A 20,855-nucleotide genomic window follows, 5' to 3' on the forward strand; every position below is an offset into this window, starting at 1 on the left:
ATTGGCGCAAAAAACGTGAGAGGAATGCGATCGCGTGCGGCTACCATTAGCGAAATCGCTCCGTTGGAGCTATATACTATGCAAACCATTTCTCTGGAGCCTGGCGATTCTGCTGGCTTTACTCTCTGTTTTCCCTGCCAATCAGGGACGTAACAACAAGGGATCCTGCATGCTGCATCCGCGCGCCAATGCTATGTTGGCCTTCGCTCTGCCCGCGATCGTTATCGGTTCCACCTCCAGCCTGATCCTCATCTTGCTGATGGAAAGTGCCAGCGTGCTGCAGAACTTGCTGTGGACTTTCCTTCCGGAAATGCTCGATATAGATAGCCATTCCCCTTGGTGGACCATCGGTATTCTCACGCTGACCGGTATAGCCGTTGGGCTGATCATACGTTTCGTGCCGGGCCATGCCGGGCCAGATCCGGCTACCGAATCGCTGATCGGCATGCCTTTGCCAGTGGCCGCCGTACCGGGGCTGGCTTTAGCTTTGATGATCGGCCTGGCAGGTGGCGTCAGTTTGGGGCCGGAAAACCCGATCACCGCCATCAATATTGCCCTGGTGGTCGCACTCGGGGCCAGGCTATTACCCAAAGTGCCCAGGATGGATTGGATCATCCTCGCCGCCGCTGGCACGATTGGCGCAATGTTTGGTACCCCTGTTGCCGCCGCCCTGATTTTCTCGCAAACGCTAGGGGGAAATAACGAAGTCCCCCTGTGGGATCGGCTGTTTGCCCCGCTGATGGCCGCTGCCGCCGGGGCCGTCACTACCCAGATGTTCTTTACCCCTAACTTTACCTTACAGCTTGATGCTTACGATGTGACCCGGCTACGCGATATCTTCAGCGGCTCGGTGGTCGCGCTGATCGCTATTGCCCTAGGGATGGTGGCGATTTGGTGCTTCCCGCGCATGCACCATATGTTCCATTCGCTGAAAAATCCGGTATTGATGCTCGGGCTAGGTGGTCTGTTACTGGGGATCCTTGGGGTCATTGGCGGAGATGTCACTCTATTCAAAGGGTTGGATGAGATGAAACTGTTGGTGGTCGACGGTAGTTTCACCACCAGCCAATTGTTGGTGATCACCCTGACCAAGCTGGCCGCCCTGGTGGTAGCTGCTGCCAGTGGCTTCCGCGGCGGGCGTATTTTCCCGGCGGTATTTATCGGTGTCGCACTAGGGTTGATGTTGCATCAACATGTTCCGGCGGTTCCGGCAGCGATCACCGTTTCCTGTGCCATTATGGGGTTGGTGCTGGTGGTGACTCGCGACGGCTGGCTGAGCCTGTTTATGGCCGTGGCGGTGGTGCCAGAGCTGCATCTGTTACCGATACTCTGTATTGTGATGTTGCCCGCCTGGCTGGTGCTGGCGGGCAAACCTTTGATGCTGGTAGTAAAAAACCAGCCTCCGCATGAAGACTAAGCCAGAGCATACTCGGCAGCGGCGTGCGCATGAATGGCCGTGGTGTCGAATACCGGCACCGCGGCATCTTGTGCGCTAACCAACAGGCCGATCTCGGTGCAGCCAAAGATGATCCCCTCGGCGCCCTGCTGTTCCAGCTTGGCAATAATCCGGCGATATTCATCGCGTGAGGTATCAACGATCTTGCCCAGGCACAGCTCTTCATAAATGATGCGGTGTACGATATCGCGATCGGCGGCATCCGGCGTAACCACTTCGATAGCAAATTTATCCTGCAAACGCCCACGGTAAAAATCCTGCTCCATGGTAAAACGCGTGCCAAGTAAGCCGATACGGCGAATATTTTGCTGGCGTACTTGCAATGCCGTGGCATCGGCAATATGGATCAGCGGCAGGCCGCTGGCCTGTTCCACCGCGTCCGCCACCTTATGCATAGTGTTGGTACAAATCACGATGGCTTCGGCACCGGCAGCACGCAACGAAGCGGCGGCCCCTGCCAGCAAACGGCCAGCCCCCTCCCAATCACCTTGGTGCTGCAAGCGTTCCACTTCATGAAAATCCACGCTGTAGAGCACGATTTTGGCTGAATGCAGACCACCAAGCCGCTGTTTCACCTGCTCGTTGATCATTCGGTAATAGGGGATGGTGGATTCCCAACTCATCCCCCCCAATAATCCCAATACTTTCATTCGATTCTCCTGGCTTTGGCTCACTATTAACCAGACATTACCCGAGAACGACCTGACTGACGAAGCAATTATTTGCTACGTGAGCTGCTTACCTGAGCCTGGCGCGGCTCGAACCAACGCTGGCGCAGGGTATCGTAGAACCAGTTATACGCCATGGTATAGGGCAGGAAGAACAGGAAGAAACCGAGCTCCAACACAAAGGCCTGCCACAACGAAATATTGAGCATAAAGGCGGCTATCGGCAGACCAATCAGTACAAACCCGGCTTCAAAGCCAAAGGCGTGGCCAATACGCACTTTCAGCGTTCTGACCACTCGGCTCACTGGCCACAGCCGATCAAAGATCGAGTTATAGACAATGTTCCACAGCATGGCGACGGTAGATAACATGATCGCCAGCGCCCCAACCTGCGCCATCGAGCGGTTAAGCAACCATGAACCCAAAGGGGCACAGATCATCACGGCGATAGCTTCGAACCCCACGGCGTGAACGATACGTTCAACCAACGACTTGTTTTGCAACTGCATACTTCACCTGCTTTGTGATCATTATTGAAAAAGTCAGGTGATTATCATCGGTTTTTTGCGTAGATTAAAGATAGATCCCATCGATAAAGTAGATACATCATGCGCTATTCCCCAGAAGCCCTACTGGCCTTTGTTGAGGCCGCCGCGTTAGGCTCGTTTTCTGCCGCCGCACGCAGGCTGCGCAAAAGCCAATCCACCATCAGCACCGCCATTGCCAATCTGGAGGCCGATCTCGGGCTGACGCTGTTCGATCGGCAGGCACGCCAACCTGTATTGACCGAGGCTGGCCGCAAGGTGCTGGGCCACGTGCAGGAAATTCTCGCTGCCAGCGAACGACTCGATGCCTTGAGCATCCGCTTGGGGGACAATATCGAACCACGGCTGACCATCGTTTTTTCCGATACCTATCAGCCCAACCATCACGACAACCTGCTGAAACATTTCGAGCGGCGTTATCAGGATATCGAGCTGGAATGTATGATCGCCGAAGGGGAGGATGTGCTGGATCTGCTACAGACTGGCCGCGCCCACCTGGGGATGCTGGCGGTACAACCCACCTACCCTCCCGAGATCGCCGTCGCCAGGCTGCCAGAGCAAACTGAAATGGGGCTGTTTGTCGCTCATGATCATCCGCTGACCCTTACTCCGGCCCTGACACAGGCACACCTTGCCAGCAGCCGCCAACTTTACCTCAACACTTATACCAGCAACAGCGCGCCAAAACCGCGCGGCAGGGCCTGGTCGGCGCCCAGCTATCTGATGTTGCTAGAGATGGCGGAACAGGGGGCGGGTTGGGCAATACTGCCGCACTGGCTGGTCAAACAGTACGGGCGGCAACGTCTGACAGAGCTGAAAATGCGTGGCTGGCCGCAAACCATCTCGGTCGACGCCGTATGGTCCAAGCTTACCCCGCCGGGGCCGGCGGGGCTGTGGTTATTGGATCGCCTGCTGGAAAATGCCACCGATCAAGCCGCCGCATTACGCGATTGAATAGCACGTGACACGTTATCGAGCAGTTCGGGAAAATCCATTTTCGGCAACACCACCTCGATAAACGCCAGTTGCTCGCTACCGCCGACCTCTTCAAGCGCTGCACGCAACTGCTCAGGCGCGGTGACGCGCAGGCACTTCATCTGATGATCGAGCGATAATGCCTGCGGTAGACGCGTCCAGTTCCATTGCGCGATATCGTTATAGCGCTGTTCCGGCCCGTGGATGGCTCGCTCAATAGTGTAACCGTCATTATTCAGCAGCAAGATCACCGGCTTTTGCCCATCGCGCAACATGCTGCCCAATTCCTGCATGGTAAGCTGAGCGGCACCATCGCCAATCAGTAATACCACCCGACGCTGAGGATCAGCAGTCTGCGCGCCAAATGCCGCCGGTAAGGTATAGCCGATTGATCCCCATAAGGACTGTACGATAAACCGGCAACCCCGCGGCAGCGTCAACGACGCCGCGCCAAAACAGGCGGTGCCCTGCTCCGCAATCAGGATATCCCCCGGCTGCAAGAAGTCTTGGATCTGCTGCCAAAAACCATGTTGATCAAGACCGCTGGAACTCGGCTCCGGTAGCGCTGGCCGTTTAATGGACGGCAACGACCACTTGCTGGCTAACGATAACGTCAGTTGATGTAGAGCCTTCACTGCTTCGCGCATAGGGATCTGGCTGAAAACCTGCTGGCCAACCCGCGCCTCGAACGGTTGGATATCGATGCATTTATCCACGGGCAGATTGTGACTAAAACCGGCGGTGATGGTATCGGTGAAACGCACCCCGACGTTAATCACCACATCGGCACCCTCAATCTGCTGCTTAACCTGCGGATCGCTGGCGGCTGCGGCATAGGTTCCAGTAAAGCAGGCATGGGTTTCATCCAACACGCTTTTGCCTAACAGCAGCGTCGAGTGAGGAATATTGACCTCATTCATCCATTGTTCCAGCACGGGTTCGGCCCCGAAGCGTTCGACCAGGAAATCCGCCAGCAGGGAAACCCGCTGTGCGTCCTGCAGTTTTTCCCGCGCGGCAGCGATAAATGCCTGTAGGGAGACCTCGGAGAGGTTAGGCTGGCGCAACACCAAAGGCGACGGGCGCGAGACCAACGGGGCTTCGGCGACATCACTTGGCAACAGCAGATACACCGGGCGGCGCTCGTACAGCGCGGTCGTCAATAAGCGATCGATTTCTGCTTCAGCATTGCTGGCCGTCAGGCTGGCCTGAGCGATGGTGACCTCTTTCGCCATACGGGCAAAATGGCCGAAGTCCCCATCCCCTAAAGAATGGTGCAGTAAATCCCCGGCTCGCTGGGCTCGCAAAGCCGGTGTGCCAACAATGTGGATCACTGGCAGGTATTCGGCATAACTGCCGGCAATGCCGTTAATCGCACTTAATTCACCCACGCCAAAGGTGGTCAACAGTGCCGCGGCCGGTTTGCAGCGGGCATAACCATCGGCGGCATAGGCGGCGTTCAGCTCGTTGGCGCAGCCTACCCAGGTTATCTGCTGATGATCGATAACATGATCGAGAAACTGCAGGTTGTAATCTCCCGGTACACCGAAAAAGTGGCGAATGCCAATCTGGGCTAACCGATCGAGAAGGTAATCTGCCACCGTATAGCTCTTGTTCATGATCATCACCTAGGTAATGGGAGAATGGTTAGTATTAAGTATTAAAGATACTGCCGAATTTTCGAGCTTTATCGGCAAAAGGCACTGGAAACCCCGCTTTACATCTGCGCACCAACGGCATGCAGTAGGGATCATCCATAAGCAATTTGAATAAATGACAGATAATTAGCGTGATCTGGCACTCTGACAGCCCAAGTGGAAGCGCATACACTGAATATCATTTCCCGCCGTCGATGAGGATTTTATGGTTTATCAAGCTGAGCCTGCCCGCTACCAGAATATGGAATATCGCCGCTGTGGCCGCAGCGGGCTGCAACTGCCAGCCGTTTCACTCGGTATGTGGCACAACTTTGGTGATAGCACACTGTATGACAATGCGCGCAGCCTGGTGCATCGTGCCTTCGATCTTGGCATTACCCACTTCGATCTGGCCAATAACTACGGGCCACCGCCGGGTTCTGCCGAGGAGAATTTCGGCCGTATTCTGCATCAGGATCTCCAGCCTTATCGCGATGAGCTGATTATCTCTTCCAAGGCGGGCTACACCATGTGGCCTGGCCCCTACGGTGACTGGGGATCGAAGAAATACCTGGTCGCCAGCCTGAATCAGAGCCTGCAACGCATGCGGCTCGACTATGTGGATATCTTCTACCATCACCGCCCTGATCCAGATACGCCGTTGGAAGAAACCATGGCGGCGCTGGATTTGATAGTCCGCCAAGGGAAAGCGCTGTATGTCGGGTTATCGAATTACCCGGCCGAACGGGCGCGGCAAGCATTTGCCATACTGCAGCAGCTTGGCACCCCTTGCGTGATCCACCAGCCGAAGTACTCGATGTTTGAACGCTGGGTCGAACCCGAATTGCTGGATACGCTGGAAGAGCATGGCGTGGGGTCTATCGCCTTCTCACCGCTGGCTGGAGGCATGCTGACCGATCGCTATCTGCAAGGCATCCCGCCTGATTCCCGCGCAGCCAGCGGCAGCCGCTCGCTCACTCCCGAGCAGATTACCGAAACGAAACTGCAAAAGGTTCGCCTGCTGAATGTGCTGGCAGAACAGCGTGGTCAAAAGCTGTCGCAAATGGCGCTGGCCTGGGTATTGCGTAACGATCGCGTCACTTCCGTATTGATCGGTGCTAGCAAAGTCAGCCAGATTGAAGATGCGGTCGGTATGTTGGCCAACCGTAAGTTCAGCGCAGAAGAGATCGCCAAGATTGAGCAGATCCTGATGTAATCGCTTACAAACCGCCGGTGGGTATCGGCGGTTTTCTCCCCTTTCCCCTCAGATAACTCCCAATCCCCGGTGTTCTCCATGGCTTTCAGAATTTGCCCAAAGGCGCGGCCGCTCCACGGCGTTAACATCCCTCAGATAAATACCTCATGGATTTTACGCATAGCGTTTAAGAACGAGGGATAACAACCGTTTGCATGGCCAAAACCTATACCGATGAACGTGCTTCATTATCGGTGTTCGGCCAAGGGAGCCTAAATGTTTAAACCTCTGTTTACCGCTGCCATTCTGGCGGCGCTTTTCATGCCCATCGCACCCATCGCCCATGCCAGCAGCGTCAATATTGATTTGCTGCCGGGGGTCTCACTGCAGATTGGTGACCAGGACAAACGGGGCAATTACTGGGACGGTTACGACTGGCGCGATCGCGATTGGTGGCATGGCCATCAGGGGCGTGATTTAGGGGAGCGCAGCCGCCGTGGCTACTATTGGGATGGCTATCGCTGGCGGGACCGCGATTACTGGCACAAAAATTATTACTACCATGATGGCCGCTACCGCAAGGCCGATAAATACTATTACAAGCAGTATAAAAAGCAGCACCATAAGAACAAGCATCATCACAAAAACCACCATCACGATCATGATGATTGACCCCTCACCCCAACCCTCTCCCACAGGGAGAGGGAGCTGATCGGCATCGTAATCAGGTGCAGAAGTCAGTCTGTAGCATGAGTTAGGGTTAGGGTGAGAGGAACTATCTTAAAGCAGGTTGCTGATCAGCAGATAACCGTTGAGCCCAACCACCACCAACACAATCAGTTTACCGAGATTCTGGATCAGGCGGCCGTTGACCATATCCCCCATCAGTTCACGGTTGCCGGTAAACGCCAGCAGCGGCACCAAGGCCAGGGCGATACCAAAGCTCAGCAGTACCTGGCTCAAAACCAGAATACGCGTCGCATCCATCCCCATCATGATGACAATAAACGATGGCATCATGGTGACCACCCGCCGTACCCAGATTGGGATATAGAAGCGGACAAAGCCCTGCATCACCACCTGCCCCGCCAAGGTGCCTACCACGGTAGAAGAGAGACCTGCTGCAACCAGGCTCAGGCCAAAAATGGTGGCCGCCGCATTGCCGAGCAGCGGCTGCAACGTCAGGTAGGCTTGGTCGAGATCGGTAATACCGCTGTGGCCGTTGAAATGGAATGCGGCAGCGGCGGTGGCCATCATCGCCAGGTTAACAAAACCAGCAATGGTCATGGCGATCGCCACGTCCAGCTTGGTGGCCGAATAACGTTCGGCTTTAGAGTCTTTACCGGCAGTCTGCGTCAGCGAGGAGTGCAAATAAATCACATGCGGCATGATGGTTGCCCCTAACACCCCCGCAGCAAGAAACACCGCGTCACCATTCGGCAAATCCGGGATCGCCATCCCTCTAAGCAACCCGCTTAGCTGCGGCTGAGAAAATACCAGCTCGACGATATAGGCCATTGCCACAAACAGCAGCAGGCCGCCAATCACCAGTTCCAGTGGCTTTTGCCCGCGTTTTTGTAGCATCAGGATCAGGAAGGTGGCAATGCCGGTGAGGACTGCCCCCTGCAACAGCGTTACTCCCAGCAGCAGTTTGAAACCGATCGCGGCACCGATAAACTCGGCCAAGTCAGTGGCCATCGCGATAATCTCCGCCTGCACCCAATAGGCCCATACGGCCGGGCGCGGGAAGCGATCGCGGATATGTTCAGCAAGGTTTTTACCGGTAGCAATACCGAGTTTGGCAGACAGCAGTTGGATCAGCATCGCCATGACGTTGGCCCATACCACCACCCACAGCAGCGTGTAGCCAAAAGAAGCGCCGGCTTGAATATTAGTGGCAAAATTACCGGGGTCGATATAGCCGATGGCGGCGATAAAGGCAGGCCCCATCAGAGAAAGTTTGATCTTTCTGGACGGGCGGCTGGAGGAATTGTTAACCGCGCGACTGTTCAGCATAGCGAAAACCCTTACTAATTTAGCTCACCTTCATCTTTACCTAAGTGATAATGATTATCAAGTGCGTTTGCAGCGATAATGGTTATCTCTGCGATAGCCAAAAACGAAGGTTTTATCGAACAGATCGCATGAAATCCTCGCGTTTCCATCTACTCTAGATCACAAGGTTCAGAGCGGATCACGCTTGATAATAAAAGTAGCACAAAAATGCCACGAACACGCATATTTATTAACATCTTGATCTTTGGTGCTTTGCCGTCATAGATTAGGACTATCTCCACTATGATTTTCCATATTTGCTATGAATGTCTCGTTTTTAAACTTGGCGTTACATAAAATGACAACCGAAATTCAGCCTGCCTCAAATTTGGAGCAAACATGTCCCATATTGCGCACTTTGCGTTAGCGTTAGTGGTGGTTGCAATCCTGGCTCTGTTAGTGTGCCGCGATCGTAAAAACATCCGCATCCGCTATGTTATTCAGTTGTTGGTTATTGAAGTGTTACTGGCCTATTTCTTCCTGAACTCGGAAGCAGGTTTAGGCTTTGTAAAAGGCTTTGCAGCAATGTTCGACAAGTTGCTCGGGTTTGCGGGGCAAGGGACTGATTTTGTGTTCGGCGGGATGGGTGACAAAGGCCTGGCCTTCTTCTTCCTGAAGGTGCTGTGCCCAATCGTGTTCATCTCTGCCCTGATCGGTATTCTGCAATACATCAAAGTGCTGCCGTTTATCATCCGCATCATCGGGACCGTGCTGTCTAAAGTGAACGGTATGGGCAAACTGGAATCCTTCAACGCCGTCAGTTCGTTGATCCTGGGCCAGTCTGAGAACTTCATTGCCTACAAAGATGTGCTGGGCAAGATGTCAGAAAAACGCATGTACACCATGGCCGCTACCGCGATGTCGACAGTTTCCATGTCCATCGTTGGCGCATACATGACCATGCTGGATGCCAAGTATGTCGTGGCGGCGCTGGTACTGAACATGTTCAGCACCTTTATCGTCCTCTCACTGGTCAACCCTTATGACACCAGTAAAGAAGAAGAGCTGCACCTCGGCAATCTGCACGAAGGCCAAAGCTTCTTTGAAATGCTGGGTGAATACATTCTGGCAGGCTTCAAGGTGGCGATTATCGTTGCCGCGATGCTGATTGGCTTTATCGCTCTGATTGCCGCGCTTAACGGCCTGTTCAGCGCCATCTTCGGCCTGAGCTTCCAGGAAATCCTCGGCTACTTCTTCTATCCATTTGCCTGGATCCTTGGCGTGCCTAAGCACGAAGCGCTGCAGGTTGGCAGCATCATGGCGACCAAGCTGGTTTCCAACGAATTCGTTGCCATGATGGAACTGCAGAAAATCGGTGCTGAGCTGTCCCCACGCAGCATGGGTATTCTGTCCGTGTTCCTGGTGTCCTTCGCCAACTTCTCTTCTATCGGTATCGTAGCCGGTGCGATTAAAGGGTTGAACGAGCATCAGGGCAACGTGGTTTCACGCTTCGGCCTGAAGCTGGTTTACGGCTCTACCTTGGTTAGCCTGCTGTCAGCGGCCATCACAGGCCTGGTTCTGGGCTAACAGCTTTAGAATCGACAAGCTCTAGTCTTAAGACGCCCGATGAAGTTTATCGGGCGTTTTTTATTTGATGCCGATAAAGCATGCGATTCTATTTTTTGAGGAGGACATAGTTATTGCTGGCATGACGCTCAGAAAATCTTACTGCCATTCAAGTATGCGGTTGAAAAGTAAGCTTGCAATGTCTTGCTTTTGGGACAACATCGCGTGGACGTAAATCCGCGTATCCTCTTTGCCAAACGTGGTGCTATAGAGCACTCGGTATCCGTCAGCTGTATTACATTCCCGGTATTTAGCGCACCCAAGAGCTAGCAATTCATCACAGACAGGACATCCTTCAGGAAAAACACCGGTTTTCTCTTCAAACTCAACCAATGCTCTTTTTATAACCGGTTTCGGGTCAATCTGGTGAGAGCGCAAAAAATACGCGATGGTTTGCATCGTCATTTTCGCGGTCCCTGAATAAATGAAAGTTACCGCTTTCGCAGTCATCAGAGTGAATCCAAGATTTGTTCACGGGAGAAGGTTCGCCCTAGCTCAATATCTTTCTCAGACAGCGTCATAAGCTTGAGCAAAGCAATACTTTCATCCCTGCGCATACGATCTCCGTAGGACTCGATAACATAAGCAGGAAGACCGTTTTGCGTCACAATCAAAGGTTCCGACAGATCGAGCTTGGCGGCATTTTGTTTCAGATAGCTGATAGTTTCTGTTTTCATAATGTCTCCAGCAGTAAATTATTACCAGTAAAAGACCAAATATAGTCTATATAAAAACTGATAACAACAATTCAGTCCAGAGGTAAAGCCTTAGAATGCAAAAAGCCGACCCTTGGGTCGGCTTTTCAAATGGTGGTGGAGCTAGACGGGATCGAACCGTCGACCTCTTGCATGCCATGCAAGCGCTCTCCCAGCTGAGCTATAGCCCCACAAAAGTGGTACGCGTTAACCGTGCGTTACGGTATTCCCCAACCTTCCTGAGATAAAAGGTTGGTGGAGCTAGACGGGATCGAACCGTCGACCTCTTGCATGCCATGCAAGCGCTCTCCCAGCTGAGCTATAGCCCCAATCCACAATCACGAAATCCTGTGAACGGGGCGCATGATATGAAACCCCAGAAACCCTGTCAACGGCTAAATTGAATTCCTCGATCAAGCGCTGAAAAAGCCGCCAAATCAGCGCGTTTAATGCTAAAAAACCGCCGCTTTGGGCACAAAATAAACCAGCAAGAAAAAAGCCCCACGAATCGCTTCGCAGGGCTTTGTGGTTTAGCTGGCAACTAACGGTCAGGCTTGCGCTTCACGCTCGGCAATATAAGCCAACGCCTGATCAATACGCTTGAGGGAGCGAGCCTGGCCAATAGCATGTACGGTAACGTCCATGCCCGGTGACTGGCCAGCGCCAGTCACCGCGACGCGCAATGGCATCCCTACTTTGCCCATACCCACGCCCAGTTCGTCTGCGGTGCCCTGAATGGCATCGTGCACGTTCTCTGGCGTCCAGTTGGTAATAGCGGCCAATTTGGCGCGTACAGCTTCCAGCGGCTGGCGTGCGACCGGACGCAGGTGTTTCTTCGCCGCATCGGCGTCAAACTCGCTGAAGTCCTGGTAGAAGTAATGGCAAGACTCCGCCATCTCCTTGAGGGTTTTACAACGCTCGCCCAGCAGTTTGACCAGATCTTTCAGTTCTGGACCGTTGCGGGTTTCAATCCCCTGCTGCTCAACATGCCATGCCAGATACACCGCTACTTCTTCCGCTGGCATATGGTTGATGTAGTGATGGTTCAACCACTGCAGCTTCTCGGTGTTGAAGGCGCTGGCGGATTTGTTGATCGCATCCAGAGTGAAGAACTCTTTCATCTCATCAATAGAGAAGATTTCCTGATCGCCATGGGACCAGCCCAGACGCACCAGATAGTTCAACAACGCCTGCGGCAGGTAGCCATCATCGCGGTATTGCATCACGCCAACGGCACCGTGGCGTTTAGACAGCTTTTTACCGTCATCACCCAGGATCATCGACACGTGAGCATATTCCGGCACCGGTGCCCCCAGCGCTTTCAGGATGTTGATTTGGCGCGGCGTGTTGTTGATATGGTCTTCACCACGGATCACGTGGGTGATTTCCATATCCCAGTCATCGATCACTACGCAGAAGTTATAAGTTGGCGCACCGTCGGTACGGCGAATGATCAGATCGTCCAGCTCCTGGTTGCTGAATTCGATCGGGCCACGGATTTTATCGTCGAAGATGACCGAGCCTTCCTGTGGGTTACGGAAACGCACAACGTGTGGCTCATCGGCAGTATGGCTGCACTGGCTATCGCGGCAATGACCGTCATAGCGTGGTTTCTCGCCGTTTTCCATTTGCTTTTCACGCAGCGCTTCCAGGCGTTCTTTCGAGCAATAGCACTTATAGGCCGTTCCCTGTTGCAGCATTTCATCAATGACCGCGTTGTAGCGATCGAAACGCTTGGTCTGGAAGTACGGGCCTTCATCCCAATCCAGATTTAACCAGTTCATGCCATCCATAATTGCGTCGATAGCTTCCTGGGTTGAACGTTCGAGATCGGTATCTTCGATACGCAATACAAACTCACCGCCGAAATGGCGGCTGAACAACCAGGAATAGAGCGCAGTACGGGCGCCGCCGACGTGCAGATAGCCGGTCGGGCTTGGGGCGAAACGGGTTTTGATTTTCATTGGGTTCACTGCCTTATTACGCAACGCGTGTCAGCGGAGTGCCGACGATTGCTCGGAATGTAAAATAGTGGACGACATTCTACCACTCCATGCTAATTCCTCAACGCCGACGCGCTATCGGCCACTACGCTTTGCGGCCCGCTACGCATGATACTGTGCAAAGAATCGTCCTGGTCGGCGATAAATATCGCATCCTGTCTAAATTTGCGGCGAACGATTGAAATCATTTTAAAAACCGTTGACTCACTTTCAACTATCCCTATAATGCGACTCCAACAAGACGGGGTGATTAGCTCAGTTGGTAGAGCATCTCCTTTACACGGAGGGGGTCGGCGGTTCGAGCCCGTCATCACCCACCATCTTGTTAACGCAGTAAGAAATGAGAACAATGAGGGTGATTAGCTCAGTTGGTAGAGCATCTCCTTTACACGGAGGGGGTCGGCGGTTCGAGCCCGTCATCACCCACCATCATTCTCTCATTTGGTAGTATCTGGAAGTCCTGAAGTGGGTGATTAGCTCAGTTGGTAGAGCATCTCCTTTACACGGAGGGGGTCGGCGGTTCGAGCCCGTCATCACCCACCATTTCAGCTTCAAAAAGCAGTACACCACATTCGTGGGTCGTTAGCTCAGTTGGTAGAGCAGTTGACTTTTAATCAATTGGTCGCAGGTTCGAATCCTGCACGACCCACCACCATTTAGAAAAAGGCGCCTTTAGGCGCCTTTTTCGCATATGTGCTCCCCACAACAGTGCCGTCTCCCTCACCACATACGCAAAGAAGGGTCGTGTGGGTGAGAACCTGCGTTCAGGTTCGAGTCTCGCTTGCGAGACAACGGCGGCGGCCGGTCATCCTGCCAGACCCACCGTACCGGTGCCTAATGCACACTCCCTACTCTTTTTACCTACCCGGCAACCGCCCCCTCAGCCCACGGTGATATCTCCCTCACCCTAGCCCTCTCCCCAAGGAGAGGGAACAGTCTGTGCCACCAGCAATATCACCTTCAACCTAACTATCGGCGAACGCAAACAGCCAATCATCCTGCAAAACCAACTTCCTCCAAAAACAAAAAAGGGAGCCGAATAATCAGCCCCCTCTTCAAATCAACCGCTCACACCAAACTCAAGCCGCCAACGTCGCCCCACCATCAATCACAATATCCTGCATCGTGATATGGCTAGCCCGGTCAGACGCCAGGAACAGAATCGCATCGGCAATTTCCTGCGGCTGGGCAATCTTACCCAACGGGATACCCAACTTAAACTGGTCGGGGAAACCCTTAATCATATTGCTTTCGCCGTGTTCGTCCTGCCACATCCCGCGCAGCATCGGGGTATTGGTCGAACCGGGGGAAACCAGGTTACTGCGCACACCATAAGGCGCCATTTCCAGCCCCACAGTTTGGCACAGGCTGCGCATAGCGGCCTTGGAGGCGCAGTAGGCCGCCATGCCAACACGTGGCACATGGGCCGCGTTAGAGGCAATGCTCACGATGGCACCCTGCTTCTGACGGCGGAACACCGGCAAGGTATGACGGAACAGGTTAAAGGCACCACCGGCGTTCACCGCCATGCAGGCCAGCCAGTCCGCATTGCTGGTTTCATCGGTCAGCCCCATGCGCAGAACGCCAGCCCCATTGACCAACACGTCCAACCGCTCATGTTCCGCCAATAAACGCTGACAAACGCTATCTACCGCATCGGCATCAGTGATATCCAGCACCTCGGTGCGGAACGGATAGTCCAGATCGCCAAAATGCAGATCGAAGCCGATAACCTCGGCCCCACTCTGTGCAAATGCCAATGCGGTTTGATAACCAATCCCCGCCCCGGCACCGGTCACCCAAACACGTTTACCGCTAAATTCCTGTTCTCTACCCATCAGGATTTCCTCTCGGAAAGCAACGCCCACCAGCTATCGATCGTCGGTGATTTGGCCAGCGCAATAAAATCGATATCTTCACGAATTTTACGCCAGCGGGTTGCCAACTCCATGATACGCACCGAGTCCAGGCCGTAATCGATCAGGTTTTCATCATTGCCGATGTCTTCGCTATCTTCATCAAGCAACGGGATAATTTGCTGGCGCAACGCATCGATGCTGGCAATACCAGGGAGCAGATCGGCGGTAGTCACCACCCGACCACAGCGCCCGGCGGTGTAACGCAGGGCCATCAGGTGTTCCTCACGGGAGAAGTCCGCCAGGCCGTCGGCCACCATAAACGGCTTGATGTTACGCATAAAGGCGTCGATAGCCGTGGTCATGCAACCAATATGCGCGTAGACGCCGCAGATAATCAGCTGATCGCGCCCACTTTCTTGCAGGATCTCTTGCAGCGGCGAACGGTGGAACGCGCTGTAGCGCCACTTCACCAACACCGTATCGTCAGCATCCGGTGCCAATTCGCTGACCACCGCCTGCTGCTCTGGGTGCTTGTTAAGCCCCGGCCCCCACATATCATTCAACAAGGCACGGTCTTCATCACTTTGCTGGTTAGGCTGCGCGGTATAAAACACCGGGATGCCCTGCTGCTTGCAGTAACGGCGCAGAGCGGCGATGTTCTCGACCACCTGTTTGATCAGCGGGCTATCTTCACCCCAGAAATTGAGAAAATATTGCTGCATGTCGTGGATCAGCAGTGCTGCGCGCTGTGGCTCGAAGGCCCAGTTAACCTTGTTAACCGGCAGTTCGCTCGGCGTTGGCAACGCATAATCGTTAAGTTTAGGGATCGCCATGACTTATTCTCCTTTGGCCTGAGCCAGTTGTTGCGCTTCCAGGCGTTCACGCAGCAGTTTTTTATCGACTTTACCGACCGGGGTTAACGGTAGTGACTCCACCTGAATAAAGCGGTCGGGCAATTTAAATTCGGCCACGCCCTGCTCACGCAGATGGCGGCGCAGCACCACGGGTTTGATGGCCTCGTGCGCGATGATAAAGGCGCAGCTTTTTTCCCCCATCAGATCGTCCGGCATCGACACCAGCGCGGCGTTAATCACCGCAGGGTGGCGCAGCAGCAGGTTTTCAATTTCTTCTGCGGCAATCTTTTCGCCACCGCGGTTGATTTGGTCTTTCTGCCGCCCTTGCACCTGCACATAACCGTCCGCCGTCAGGCTGATCAGATCGCCGGAACAGTAGAAACCGTTCTCGTCAAAGGCTTCGGCATTATGCTCAGGGCTTTGGTAATAGCCGCGGAAGGTGTATGGCCCACGGGTCATCAGACGGCCCGTTTCCCCTACCGGCAGTGGATTACCTTGTTCATCTGCCACCCACAGCTCATCGTCCGGGCACATAGGGGTACCTTGGGTGGTGAGAATGTGTTGGTCGTCGTCATCCAGCAATGTGTAGTTCACCAGCCCTTCGGCCATGCCAAACACCTGCTGCAACTGGCAGCCGATCTCATTGCGTATGCGGGCCGCCAGGGTTTCCCCCAATTTAGCTCCGCCGACCTGCAGCAGCGCCAGGCTGGCTAACGGCTGATTGCTGCCCCACTCTTCGATCGCCTGCAACCACAGGGTAACCGCAGGCGGCACCAACGCGGTGACCGTGATCTGATGCTGTTCGATCAGTTTGAAACATTGGGCAGCCGCAGGATCGCTGGCAAATACCACCAGCCCGGCACCGTAAAACACCCCCAACACGCCCGGAGAACTCATTGGATAGTTGTGGGCCACCGGCAACGCACACAGATAGCGGGTAGCACTGTCAAAACGGCAAATCTCCACGCTGCGGCGGATGCTGTAGTAATAATCGTTATGAGTGCGCGGGATCAGCTTCGGCGTACCGGTGCTGCCACCGGAAAGCTGGAAAAACGCCACCCGATCGGCAGCCGTTGGCCTCGGTTCAAAAGCACCGAGTTCCTCTTCCAGCCAAGCGGCCAACGCCTGTTCACCTTCGGCCTGATTACGCAGCCCAACCACCCGTAGCGAAGGATGCTGTTCTCTGAACGTATCCAGGAACTGATCTTGCGCGAACAGGGCATGTTCGCGATCGGCAATCAGCAGCGCAGGCTTGATTTGATTGGCATAGGCGTTCAGTTCGCTACGTTGATGGCTGAACAGGGCATTCACCGGCACCACGCCGATTTTCAACAGGGCAAAGAACACCACATAGAATTCAACCACGTTGCCAAGTTGAACCAACGCGGTATCGCCCGATTGCAGTCCGCGCCGTAACAAGGCGGCACCTAGACGGTCGGAAAGCTGTTCCAGTTGGCGATAGCTTAAGCTGCGTTGCGGGTCGATCATGGCAATAGCATCGTTATCTGCCTGACGGGATAAGATATCGGTCAAAGGCCGATCGATCCAATAGCCGCGTTCGCGGTAACGGCGCGCGAACTCTTCAGGCCAGGGGGTAAAAGCAATAGTCATGGGGGGACTCTCTATCCTTGATTAAGGCCAAACGCACGCAGAATGGTGCTGAGTTTGGTACCGGTTTCGTGCCATTCGGACTGCGGAGAAGAGTCCTGCACGATGCCCGCACCGGCAAACAGGCGTACCTGATTACCCTTGACGGTGCCGCAACGGATGGTAACGACCCATTCTCCGTTGCCCTCGGCGTCACACCAGCCGACGATGCCACCAAACAGCTGCCGGTCAAACGGCTCAAGCTGTTCGATAAGATCGCGCGCTGCCAGCGTTGGGGTACCGCATAATGCCGGCGTCGGGTGTAGCAGACAGGCTAGTGACAGGGCATTCTCTGCCCGATCGGCCACTTCACCGTCGATGGGCGTCGAAAGATGCCACAGCGTGGTGGTACTGAGCAGTTCGGGGGTTGCGGGAATATGCAAATGACTGCAACGCCCAACCAGGACCTGGCGCATGCCTTCGGTCACGATCTGGTGCTCATAACGGTCTTTGCCTGAAACCAATAGCTGTTCGCTGACGGCCCGATCCCGCTGCGGATCGCTTTCGCGCCGAGCCGAACCCGCCAGCGGGTTGGAATGGAACTGGTCGCCAAATTTACGCAGCAGCAGCTCCGGGCTGGCTCCCACCAATGCCCCCTCTGCCAGCGGCACGTGGAAATGGAAGCCGTGCGGATTCTGGGCAATGATGCGCGCCATCAGCGCTGCGTGGTCTACCGGCTTGCTGGTTTCAATGTCCAACAGGCGGGCGAGCACTACCTTATCCAATCGATCTCCGCTAGTTGCCTGTACGGCATCGCTAACCATCTGCATAAACTGCGGCTGCGCTGGCAACTCGGTTTGGCGGACAATCTCAGGGATCGGTCCAGCAGCAGGCGCTAAGCTGGTCAGCAGGGTTTCACGATCGAACCATTGCGTCTGTTGCGGGATAAACAGTGACGAGGGTTGACGAGTATCGAAAGGGATTGCGCCGCACAGCAGCGGATCCTTGATGCCTGCCTTGCGGGCCTGCGCAAATGCCTGCTGTATCGCCTGCTGGAATTGGCCATGCAGGTCATCGCCATCAACCGCTGGCAAGGTGATGCGGGCAAAGCATCCCTGGGTGCTCAGACTGCGAAAAGGCGAGGTAAAAAAGAAACCTGAAGTCGGGGATATTGTGGCGACCTGTGCCAGATCTACACCCTGTTGCAGGTCCTTTTGCGCAGCGCCCTTAACGGCTACGTCCATAGGTACTTCCTCTTGTTTCATTAACAATAACCAATATAATAATGATTATCATTTGTATTGCATCCGCGATAAAGTACCTTCCAGAACTGACCATGTCAATAAACGTAACCTCTTCTGCTAACCCACATTAACGGTTAAACTTGGTGGTTTCTGACCAATGAATGATAATCATTCGGATTAAAAGGATCTCACCGATGTCAATTCCCCTGCGGCTCAGCCTGGCGCTGTTTGGCCTGCTGGCGTTGAGCGTGGCCCAAGCCGAGACTCAAGCCTGGCCGCGCAGTATCGAAACCTCGCACGGCGTTATCACCCTTAACCAACCCCCACAGCGCATCGTTTCCACCAGCGTGACGGTTACCGGGACACTGCTGGCGATCGACGCCCCAGTGATTGCCAGCGGAGCCACCAGCCCAAACAATAGGCTGTCGGATCGGCAGGGCTTTTTCCACCAGTGGGGAGAGATTGCGGCCAAACGCGGAGTGAAGCGGTTATATATTGGTGAACCCAACGCCGAGGCAATCGCCGGTGAGGCACCAGACCTGATTGTGATGTCCGCTACCGGGGCCGATTCTGCGGTGCGCCTGTACGATCAATTGTCTGCCATCGCTCCGGTGCTGGTAGTGAACTACGACGATAAAAGCTGGCAGGAACTGGCCAACATCCTCGGCGTAGCGACCGGCCATGAAGCACAGGCGGAGAAGATCGTCAGTGAGTTTGATCGCCGTGAGAAAACGCTGAAACAGCAGATGACATTGCCACCCCAACCCATAACGGCACTGGTGTTTCGCAGCGATGGCAAGAATGCCAACCTGTGGACCGCCGACTCATCCCAAGGGCAACTGCTGCAACAGCTAGGCTTTACCCTGGCCACTTTGCCGCCCAAACTCAACGCCAGCACCAGCCAAGGGGCGCGTAAAGACATCGTCCAACTCGGCGGTGAAAACCTGGCAGAAGGCTTGAATGGCCAAACGCTGCTGTTGTTCGCCAATGACGAAAGCGACGTGCAGCGGCTGATGAGCAACAGTTTCCTGGCCCATCTGCCAGCAGTGGAGAATAAGCGGGTTTATGCCCTGGGGAACGACACCTTCCGGCTGGATTATTACAGCGCCAGCAACTTGCTGACGCGTCTGGAAAAGCTGTTTATTTCTCAGTAGTCGCGGTGGCGGGTTGGAGTTTCTCACTCTGCCCGCCCATGCTCACGTTGCGTAGGCCACGCATGGCAAACGCCAGCACCACAGCCAGCAGCGCCGCACCGAAACCGAAGCTGGTCGAACTCATCGCTGGCAGCATAAATGCCCCCATCGCGCCGAGCAGCAAGGCACCAAGCGCATCCCCCACTACGTTTTGAGCGGTCCACAGGCCGTTAATCCGGCCCAGAAACGCGTCCGGCGTCAGGTTCTGTATCAGGCCATATTGCAGCAACGAGTTCAGCGCGCTGAGGTAGCCAAACACCACCAGGCATAACAGCGCCATGCCGTACCAAGGCATCAGGCCAAACAACCCCACGGCCACGAAAGCCGCTATCGCCGTGATCAACATCATCCAGCCAGGCCGTGCCACCTGAGCTACCCGGCCACTGGTAAATGCACCAATCGCCGCCCCTAATGGCACCGCCGCATACATGATCCCCAAACTCTGAGTGGTGACCTGCCACATGCCCGAGATAGCCGGATATAACACGCGCACCGCGCTGGCCATGGTCATCAACGCGCCAATCAGCGCTACCATGCCAATCACCTTGTTCTGGAACAGGAAGGTAAAGCCACCGATCAATGCCCGCAGCGGGTGTTCACGGGGCTGCGGCGGAGGTGGTAACTGAGGCAATTTTAATAGTGGGATCAAAGTGATCAACGTCCCCAAGGCCGCCAGCGCATAGTTCCAACTGATACCGGCCCCGGCGATCACTAGCCCACCGATAGCGGGAGACAGGATCGACCCAAAGCGCACGGTCAGCATGCTGATGGCCCCGGCCTGCACGATATTCTCACGGCCAACGATGGCCGGTGTCGCCGCCAGCAACGCCGTCACGCCTACCGCACCAAAAAATCCGTCCCACACCGCGAGAAGATAAATAGCCGTCAATGAAGGTGCAGGCAGCGCAGCATTGAGGCACAGCCCCAGAAAACCCACTCCGCAGGTTGAGCGCGCAAACAGGATCAGGCGACGGCGCTCATAGCGATCGGCCAGCACCCCGCCCATCAGCAAACCGGCAAACATTCCGCTGCCCGCCAGGGTCACCGACAACCCGACCAACAGGGTTGAGCCGGTTAACGCCTGGATCTGCACCGGAATGGCGATCGCCATCAGGCCCAATGCCAGGATCGAAATAAAACGGGCGCAGAATACGGCACGAAAAGCGGGGTTGGTCCTAAGCAGGCTAAAATCGAGCAAAATAGAGGGTTTATTCATTTTGTTATCACCACAACTTATATCCTTGATCTTCCACAAACAACGACACGATATTCGAGAGGCTCAGCGCTAGTGCTGGTTAGGCTGCCATGCTACCATAGATAAATACA

General features: G+C 54.7%; 18 protein-coding genes and 6 tRNA genes. 10 read left to right on the forward strand and 14 right to left on the reverse strand.

All coding sequences use genetic code 11. The features are described from left to right. The first annotated feature begins 169 nt into the window (after positions 1-169). Entirely contained in the window at positions 170-1,417 is a 1,248-nt protein-coding gene (locus tag D9980_RS12435) for an ion channel protein (protein WP_121607447.1), read from the forward strand. Here the strand turns inward: D9980_RS12435 and D9980_RS12440 are convergent. Beyond that, on the reverse strand, positions 1,414-2,106 hold the full coding sequence (locus tag D9980_RS12440; RefSeq protein ID WP_024486101.1) for an aspartate/glutamate racemase family protein: 693 nt from the start codon (positions 2,104-2,106) through the stop codon (positions 1,414-1,416). The genes D9980_RS12435 and D9980_RS12440 overlap by 4 nt on opposite strands. Before the next feature lie 68 nt (positions 2,107-2,174). Then, positions 2,175-2,633 (reverse strand): multidrug/biocide efflux PACE transporter, encoded by a 459-nt coding sequence (locus D9980_RS12445; protein ID WP_121607448.1) that lies wholly within the window; start codon positions 2,631-2,633, stop codon positions 2,175-2,177. Between the two features lie 99 nt (positions 2,634-2,732). Here D9980_RS12445 and D9980_RS12450 point away from each other — a divergent pair, with 99 nt between their 5' ends. Then, a complete protein-coding gene (locus tag D9980_RS12450; protein WP_121607449.1) occupies positions 2,733-3,623 on the forward strand; it encodes a LysR family transcriptional regulator in 891 nt (296 codons plus the stop codon). Here D9980_RS12450 and D9980_RS12455 read toward each other — a convergent pair. After that, complete coding sequence (locus D9980_RS12455; RefSeq protein ID WP_121607450.1) at positions 3,599-5,260, reverse strand: alpha-keto acid decarboxylase family protein; 1,662 nt, start codon at positions 5,258-5,260, stop codon at positions 3,599-3,601. The two genes, D9980_RS12450 and D9980_RS12455, sit on opposite strands and share 25 nt — an antisense overlap. A 244-nt stretch (positions 5,261-5,504) precedes the next feature. Here D9980_RS12455 and mgrA point away from each other — a divergent pair, with 244 nt between their 5' ends. Beyond that, a complete protein-coding gene (mgrA, locus tag D9980_RS12460; RefSeq protein WP_121607451.1) occupies positions 5,505-6,494 on the forward strand; it encodes an L-glyceraldehyde 3-phosphate reductase in 990 nt (329 codons plus the stop codon). 255 nt (positions 6,495-6,749) lie between these two features. Then, the gene (locus D9980_RS12465) at positions 6,750-7,145 is read left to right on the forward strand and encodes a DUF2502 domain-containing protein (protein ID WP_024485214.1); all 396 of its coding nucleotides are present in this window, start codon (positions 6,750-6,752) and stop codon (positions 7,143-7,145) included. 108 nt (positions 7,146-7,253) lie between these two features. Here D9980_RS12465 and D9980_RS12470 read toward each other — a convergent pair whose 3' ends face one another. After that, on the reverse strand, positions 7,254-8,489 hold the full coding sequence (locus D9980_RS12470; RefSeq protein ID WP_024485215.1) for an Nramp family divalent metal transporter: 1,236 nt from the start codon (positions 8,487-8,489) through the stop codon (positions 7,254-7,256). A gap of 378 nt (positions 8,490-8,867) precedes the next feature. Here D9980_RS12470 and D9980_RS12475 point away from each other — a divergent pair, with 378 nt between their 5' ends. Further along, positions 8,868-10,055, forward strand: coding sequence for a NupC/NupG family nucleoside CNT transporter (locus D9980_RS12475; RefSeq protein WP_024485216.1), 1,188 nt, complete (start codon positions 8,868-8,870; stop codon positions 10,053-10,055). 138 nt (positions 10,056-10,193) lie between these two features. On the opposite strand, the gene D9980_RS12480 is transcribed toward D9980_RS12475, so the two are convergent. From D9980_RS12480 to gltX, 5 genes are all read right to left on the reverse strand, one after another. After that, a complete protein-coding gene (locus D9980_RS12480) occupies positions 10,194-10,499 on the reverse strand; it encodes a type II toxin-antitoxin system RelE/ParE family toxin (RefSeq protein WP_238393712.1) in 306 nt (101 codons plus the stop codon). Between the two features lie 44 nt (positions 10,500-10,543). Then, positions 10,544-10,771 carry a type II toxin-antitoxin system Phd/YefM family antitoxin gene (locus D9980_RS12485; protein ID WP_021178663.1) on the reverse strand — a complete coding sequence of 76 codons (228 nt, stop codon included), beginning with the start codon at positions 10,769-10,771 and terminating at the stop codon, positions 10,544-10,546. A gap of 133 nt (positions 10,772-10,904) precedes the next feature. After that, positions 10,905-10,980, reverse strand: a tRNA-Ala gene (locus D9980_RS12490). Between the two features lie 62 nt (positions 10,981-11,042). Then, positions 11,043-11,118 (reverse strand) — tRNA-Ala (locus tag D9980_RS12495). 219 nt (positions 11,119-11,337) lie between these two features. Then, entirely contained in the window at positions 11,338-12,753 is a 1,416-nt protein-coding gene (gltX, locus tag D9980_RS12500; RefSeq protein WP_024485217.1) for a glutamate--tRNA ligase, read from the reverse strand. Positions 12,754-13,036: 283 nt separating this feature from the next. Here gltX and D9980_RS12505 point away from each other — a divergent pair. From D9980_RS12505 to D9980_RS12520, 4 genes are all read left to right on the forward strand, one after another. Next, positions 13,037-13,112, forward strand: a tRNA-Val gene (locus D9980_RS12505). A gap of 33 nt (positions 13,113-13,145) precedes the next feature. Beyond that, positions 13,146-13,221 (forward strand) — tRNA-Val (locus D9980_RS12510). Positions 13,222-13,259: 38 nt separating this feature from the next. Beyond that, positions 13,260-13,335, forward strand: a tRNA-Val gene (locus D9980_RS12515). A 33-nt stretch (positions 13,336-13,368) separates the two neighbouring features. After that, a tRNA-Lys gene (locus tag D9980_RS12520) sits at positions 13,369-13,444 on the forward strand. 427 nt (positions 13,445-13,871) lie between these two features. Here D9980_RS12520 and dhbA read toward each other — a convergent pair. Genes dhbA through D9980_RS12540 form a run of 4 tightly spaced genes read right to left on the reverse strand, consistent with a single transcriptional unit; the run spans position 13,872 to position 18,336 of the window. Next, positions 13,872-14,630 carry a 2,3-dihydro-2,3-dihydroxybenzoate dehydrogenase gene (gene dhbA, locus D9980_RS12525; protein WP_121607453.1) on the reverse strand — a complete coding sequence of 253 codons (759 nt, stop codon included), beginning with the start codon at positions 14,628-14,630 and terminating at the stop codon, positions 13,872-13,874. Next, positions 14,630-15,484 carry an isochorismatase gene (locus D9980_RS12530; RefSeq protein WP_021807039.1) on the reverse strand — a complete coding sequence of 285 codons (855 nt, stop codon included), beginning with the start codon at positions 15,482-15,484 and terminating at the stop codon, positions 14,630-14,632. The genes dhbA and D9980_RS12530 overlap by 1 nt, the downstream gene beginning before the upstream one ends. Before the next feature lie 3 nt (positions 15,485-15,487). Beyond that, positions 15,488-17,116, reverse strand: a complete 1,629-nt coding sequence (locus tag D9980_RS12535; RefSeq protein WP_121607454.1) for a (2,3-dihydroxybenzoyl)adenylate synthase — start codon at positions 17,114-17,116, stop codon at positions 15,488-15,490. An 11-nt stretch (positions 17,117-17,127) separates the two neighbouring features. Next, the gene (locus D9980_RS12540) at positions 17,128-18,336 is read right to left on the reverse strand and encodes an isochorismate synthase (protein WP_121607455.1); all 1,209 of its coding nucleotides are present in this window, start codon (positions 18,334-18,336) and stop codon (positions 17,128-17,130) included. Between the two features lie 194 nt (positions 18,337-18,530). On the opposite strand from D9980_RS12540, the gene fepB reads away from it, so the two are divergent. Next, positions 18,531-19,490, forward strand: coding sequence for a Fe2+-enterobactin ABC transporter substrate-binding protein (gene fepB, locus D9980_RS12545; protein ID WP_121607456.1), 960 nt, complete (start codon positions 18,531-18,533; stop codon positions 19,488-19,490). Here fepB and entS read toward each other — a convergent pair. After that, the gene (gene entS, locus D9980_RS12550; protein ID WP_121607457.1) at positions 19,477-20,745 is read right to left on the reverse strand and encodes an enterobactin transporter EntS; all 1,269 of its coding nucleotides are present in this window, start codon (positions 20,743-20,745) and stop codon (positions 19,477-19,479) included. The two genes, fepB and entS, sit on opposite strands and share 14 nt — an antisense overlap. Positions 20,746-20,855: the final 110 nt, after the last annotated feature.

This window comes from Serratia sp. 3ACOL1, from assembly GCF_003668775.1.
Taxonomy (GTDB): domain Bacteria; phylum Pseudomonadota; class Gammaproteobacteria; order Enterobacterales; family Enterobacteriaceae; genus Chania; species Chania fonticola.

Coding starts and splice junctions, on each gene's coding strand:
- D9980_RS12470 (WP_024485215.1), bottom strand. CDS start 8,489: ATGCTGAACAGTCGCGCGGTTAACAATTCCTCCAGCCGCCCGTCCAGA.
- D9980_RS12465 (WP_024485214.1), top strand. CDS start 6,750: ATGTTTAAACCTCTGTTTACCGCTGCCATTCTGGCGGCGCTTTTCATG.
- entS (WP_121607457.1), bottom strand. CDS start 20,745: ATGAATAAACCCTCTATTTTGCTCGATTTTAGCCTGCTTAGGACCAAC.
- D9980_RS12475 (WP_024485216.1), top strand. CDS start 8,868: ATGTCCCATATTGCGCACTTTGCGTTAGCGTTAGTGGTGGTTGCAATC.
- gltX (WP_024485217.1), bottom strand. CDS start 12,753: ATGAAAATCAAAACCCGTTTCGCCCCAAGCCCGACCGGCTATCTGCAC.
- fepB (WP_121607456.1), top strand. CDS start 18,531: ATGTCAATTCCCCTGCGGCTCAGCCTGGCGCTGTTTGGCCTGCTGGCG.
- D9980_RS12530 (WP_021807039.1), bottom strand. CDS start 15,484: ATGGCGATCCCTAAACTTAACGATTATGCGTTGCCAACGCCGAGCGAA.
- D9980_RS12540 (WP_121607455.1), bottom strand. CDS start 18,336: ATGGACGTAGCCGTTAAGGGCGCTGCGCAAAAGGACCTGCAACAGGGT.
- D9980_RS12485 (WP_021178663.1), bottom strand. CDS start 10,771: ATGAAAACAGAAACTATCAGCTATCTGAAACAAAATGCCGCCAAGCTC.
- D9980_RS12455 (WP_121607450.1), bottom strand. CDS start 5,260: ATGAACAAGAGCTATACGGTGGCAGATTACCTTCTCGATCGGTTAGCC.
- D9980_RS12450 (WP_121607449.1), top strand. CDS start 2,733: ATGCGCTATTCCCCAGAAGCCCTACTGGCCTTTGTTGAGGCCGCCGCG.
- mgrA (WP_121607451.1), top strand. CDS start 5,505: ATGGTTTATCAAGCTGAGCCTGCCCGCTACCAGAATATGGAATATCGC.
- D9980_RS12445 (WP_121607448.1), bottom strand. CDS start 2,633: ATGCAGTTGCAAAACAAGTCGTTGGTTGAACGTATCGTTCACGCCGTG.
- D9980_RS12480 (WP_238393712.1), bottom strand. CDS start 10,499: ATGACGATGCAAACCATCGCGTATTTTTTGCGCTCTCACCAGATTGAC.
- D9980_RS12435 (WP_121607447.1), top strand. CDS start 170: ATGCTGCATCCGCGCGCCAATGCTATGTTGGCCTTCGCTCTGCCCGCG.
- D9980_RS12535 (WP_121607454.1), bottom strand. CDS start 17,116: ATGACTATTGCTTTTACCCCCTGGCCTGAAGAGTTCGCGCGCCGTTAC.
- dhbA (WP_121607453.1), bottom strand. CDS start 14,630: ATGGGTAGAGAACAGGAATTTAGCGGTAAACGTGTTTGGGTGACCGGT.
- D9980_RS12440 (WP_024486101.1), bottom strand. CDS start 2,106: ATGAAAGTATTGGGATTATTGGGGGGGATGAGTTGGGAATCCACCATC.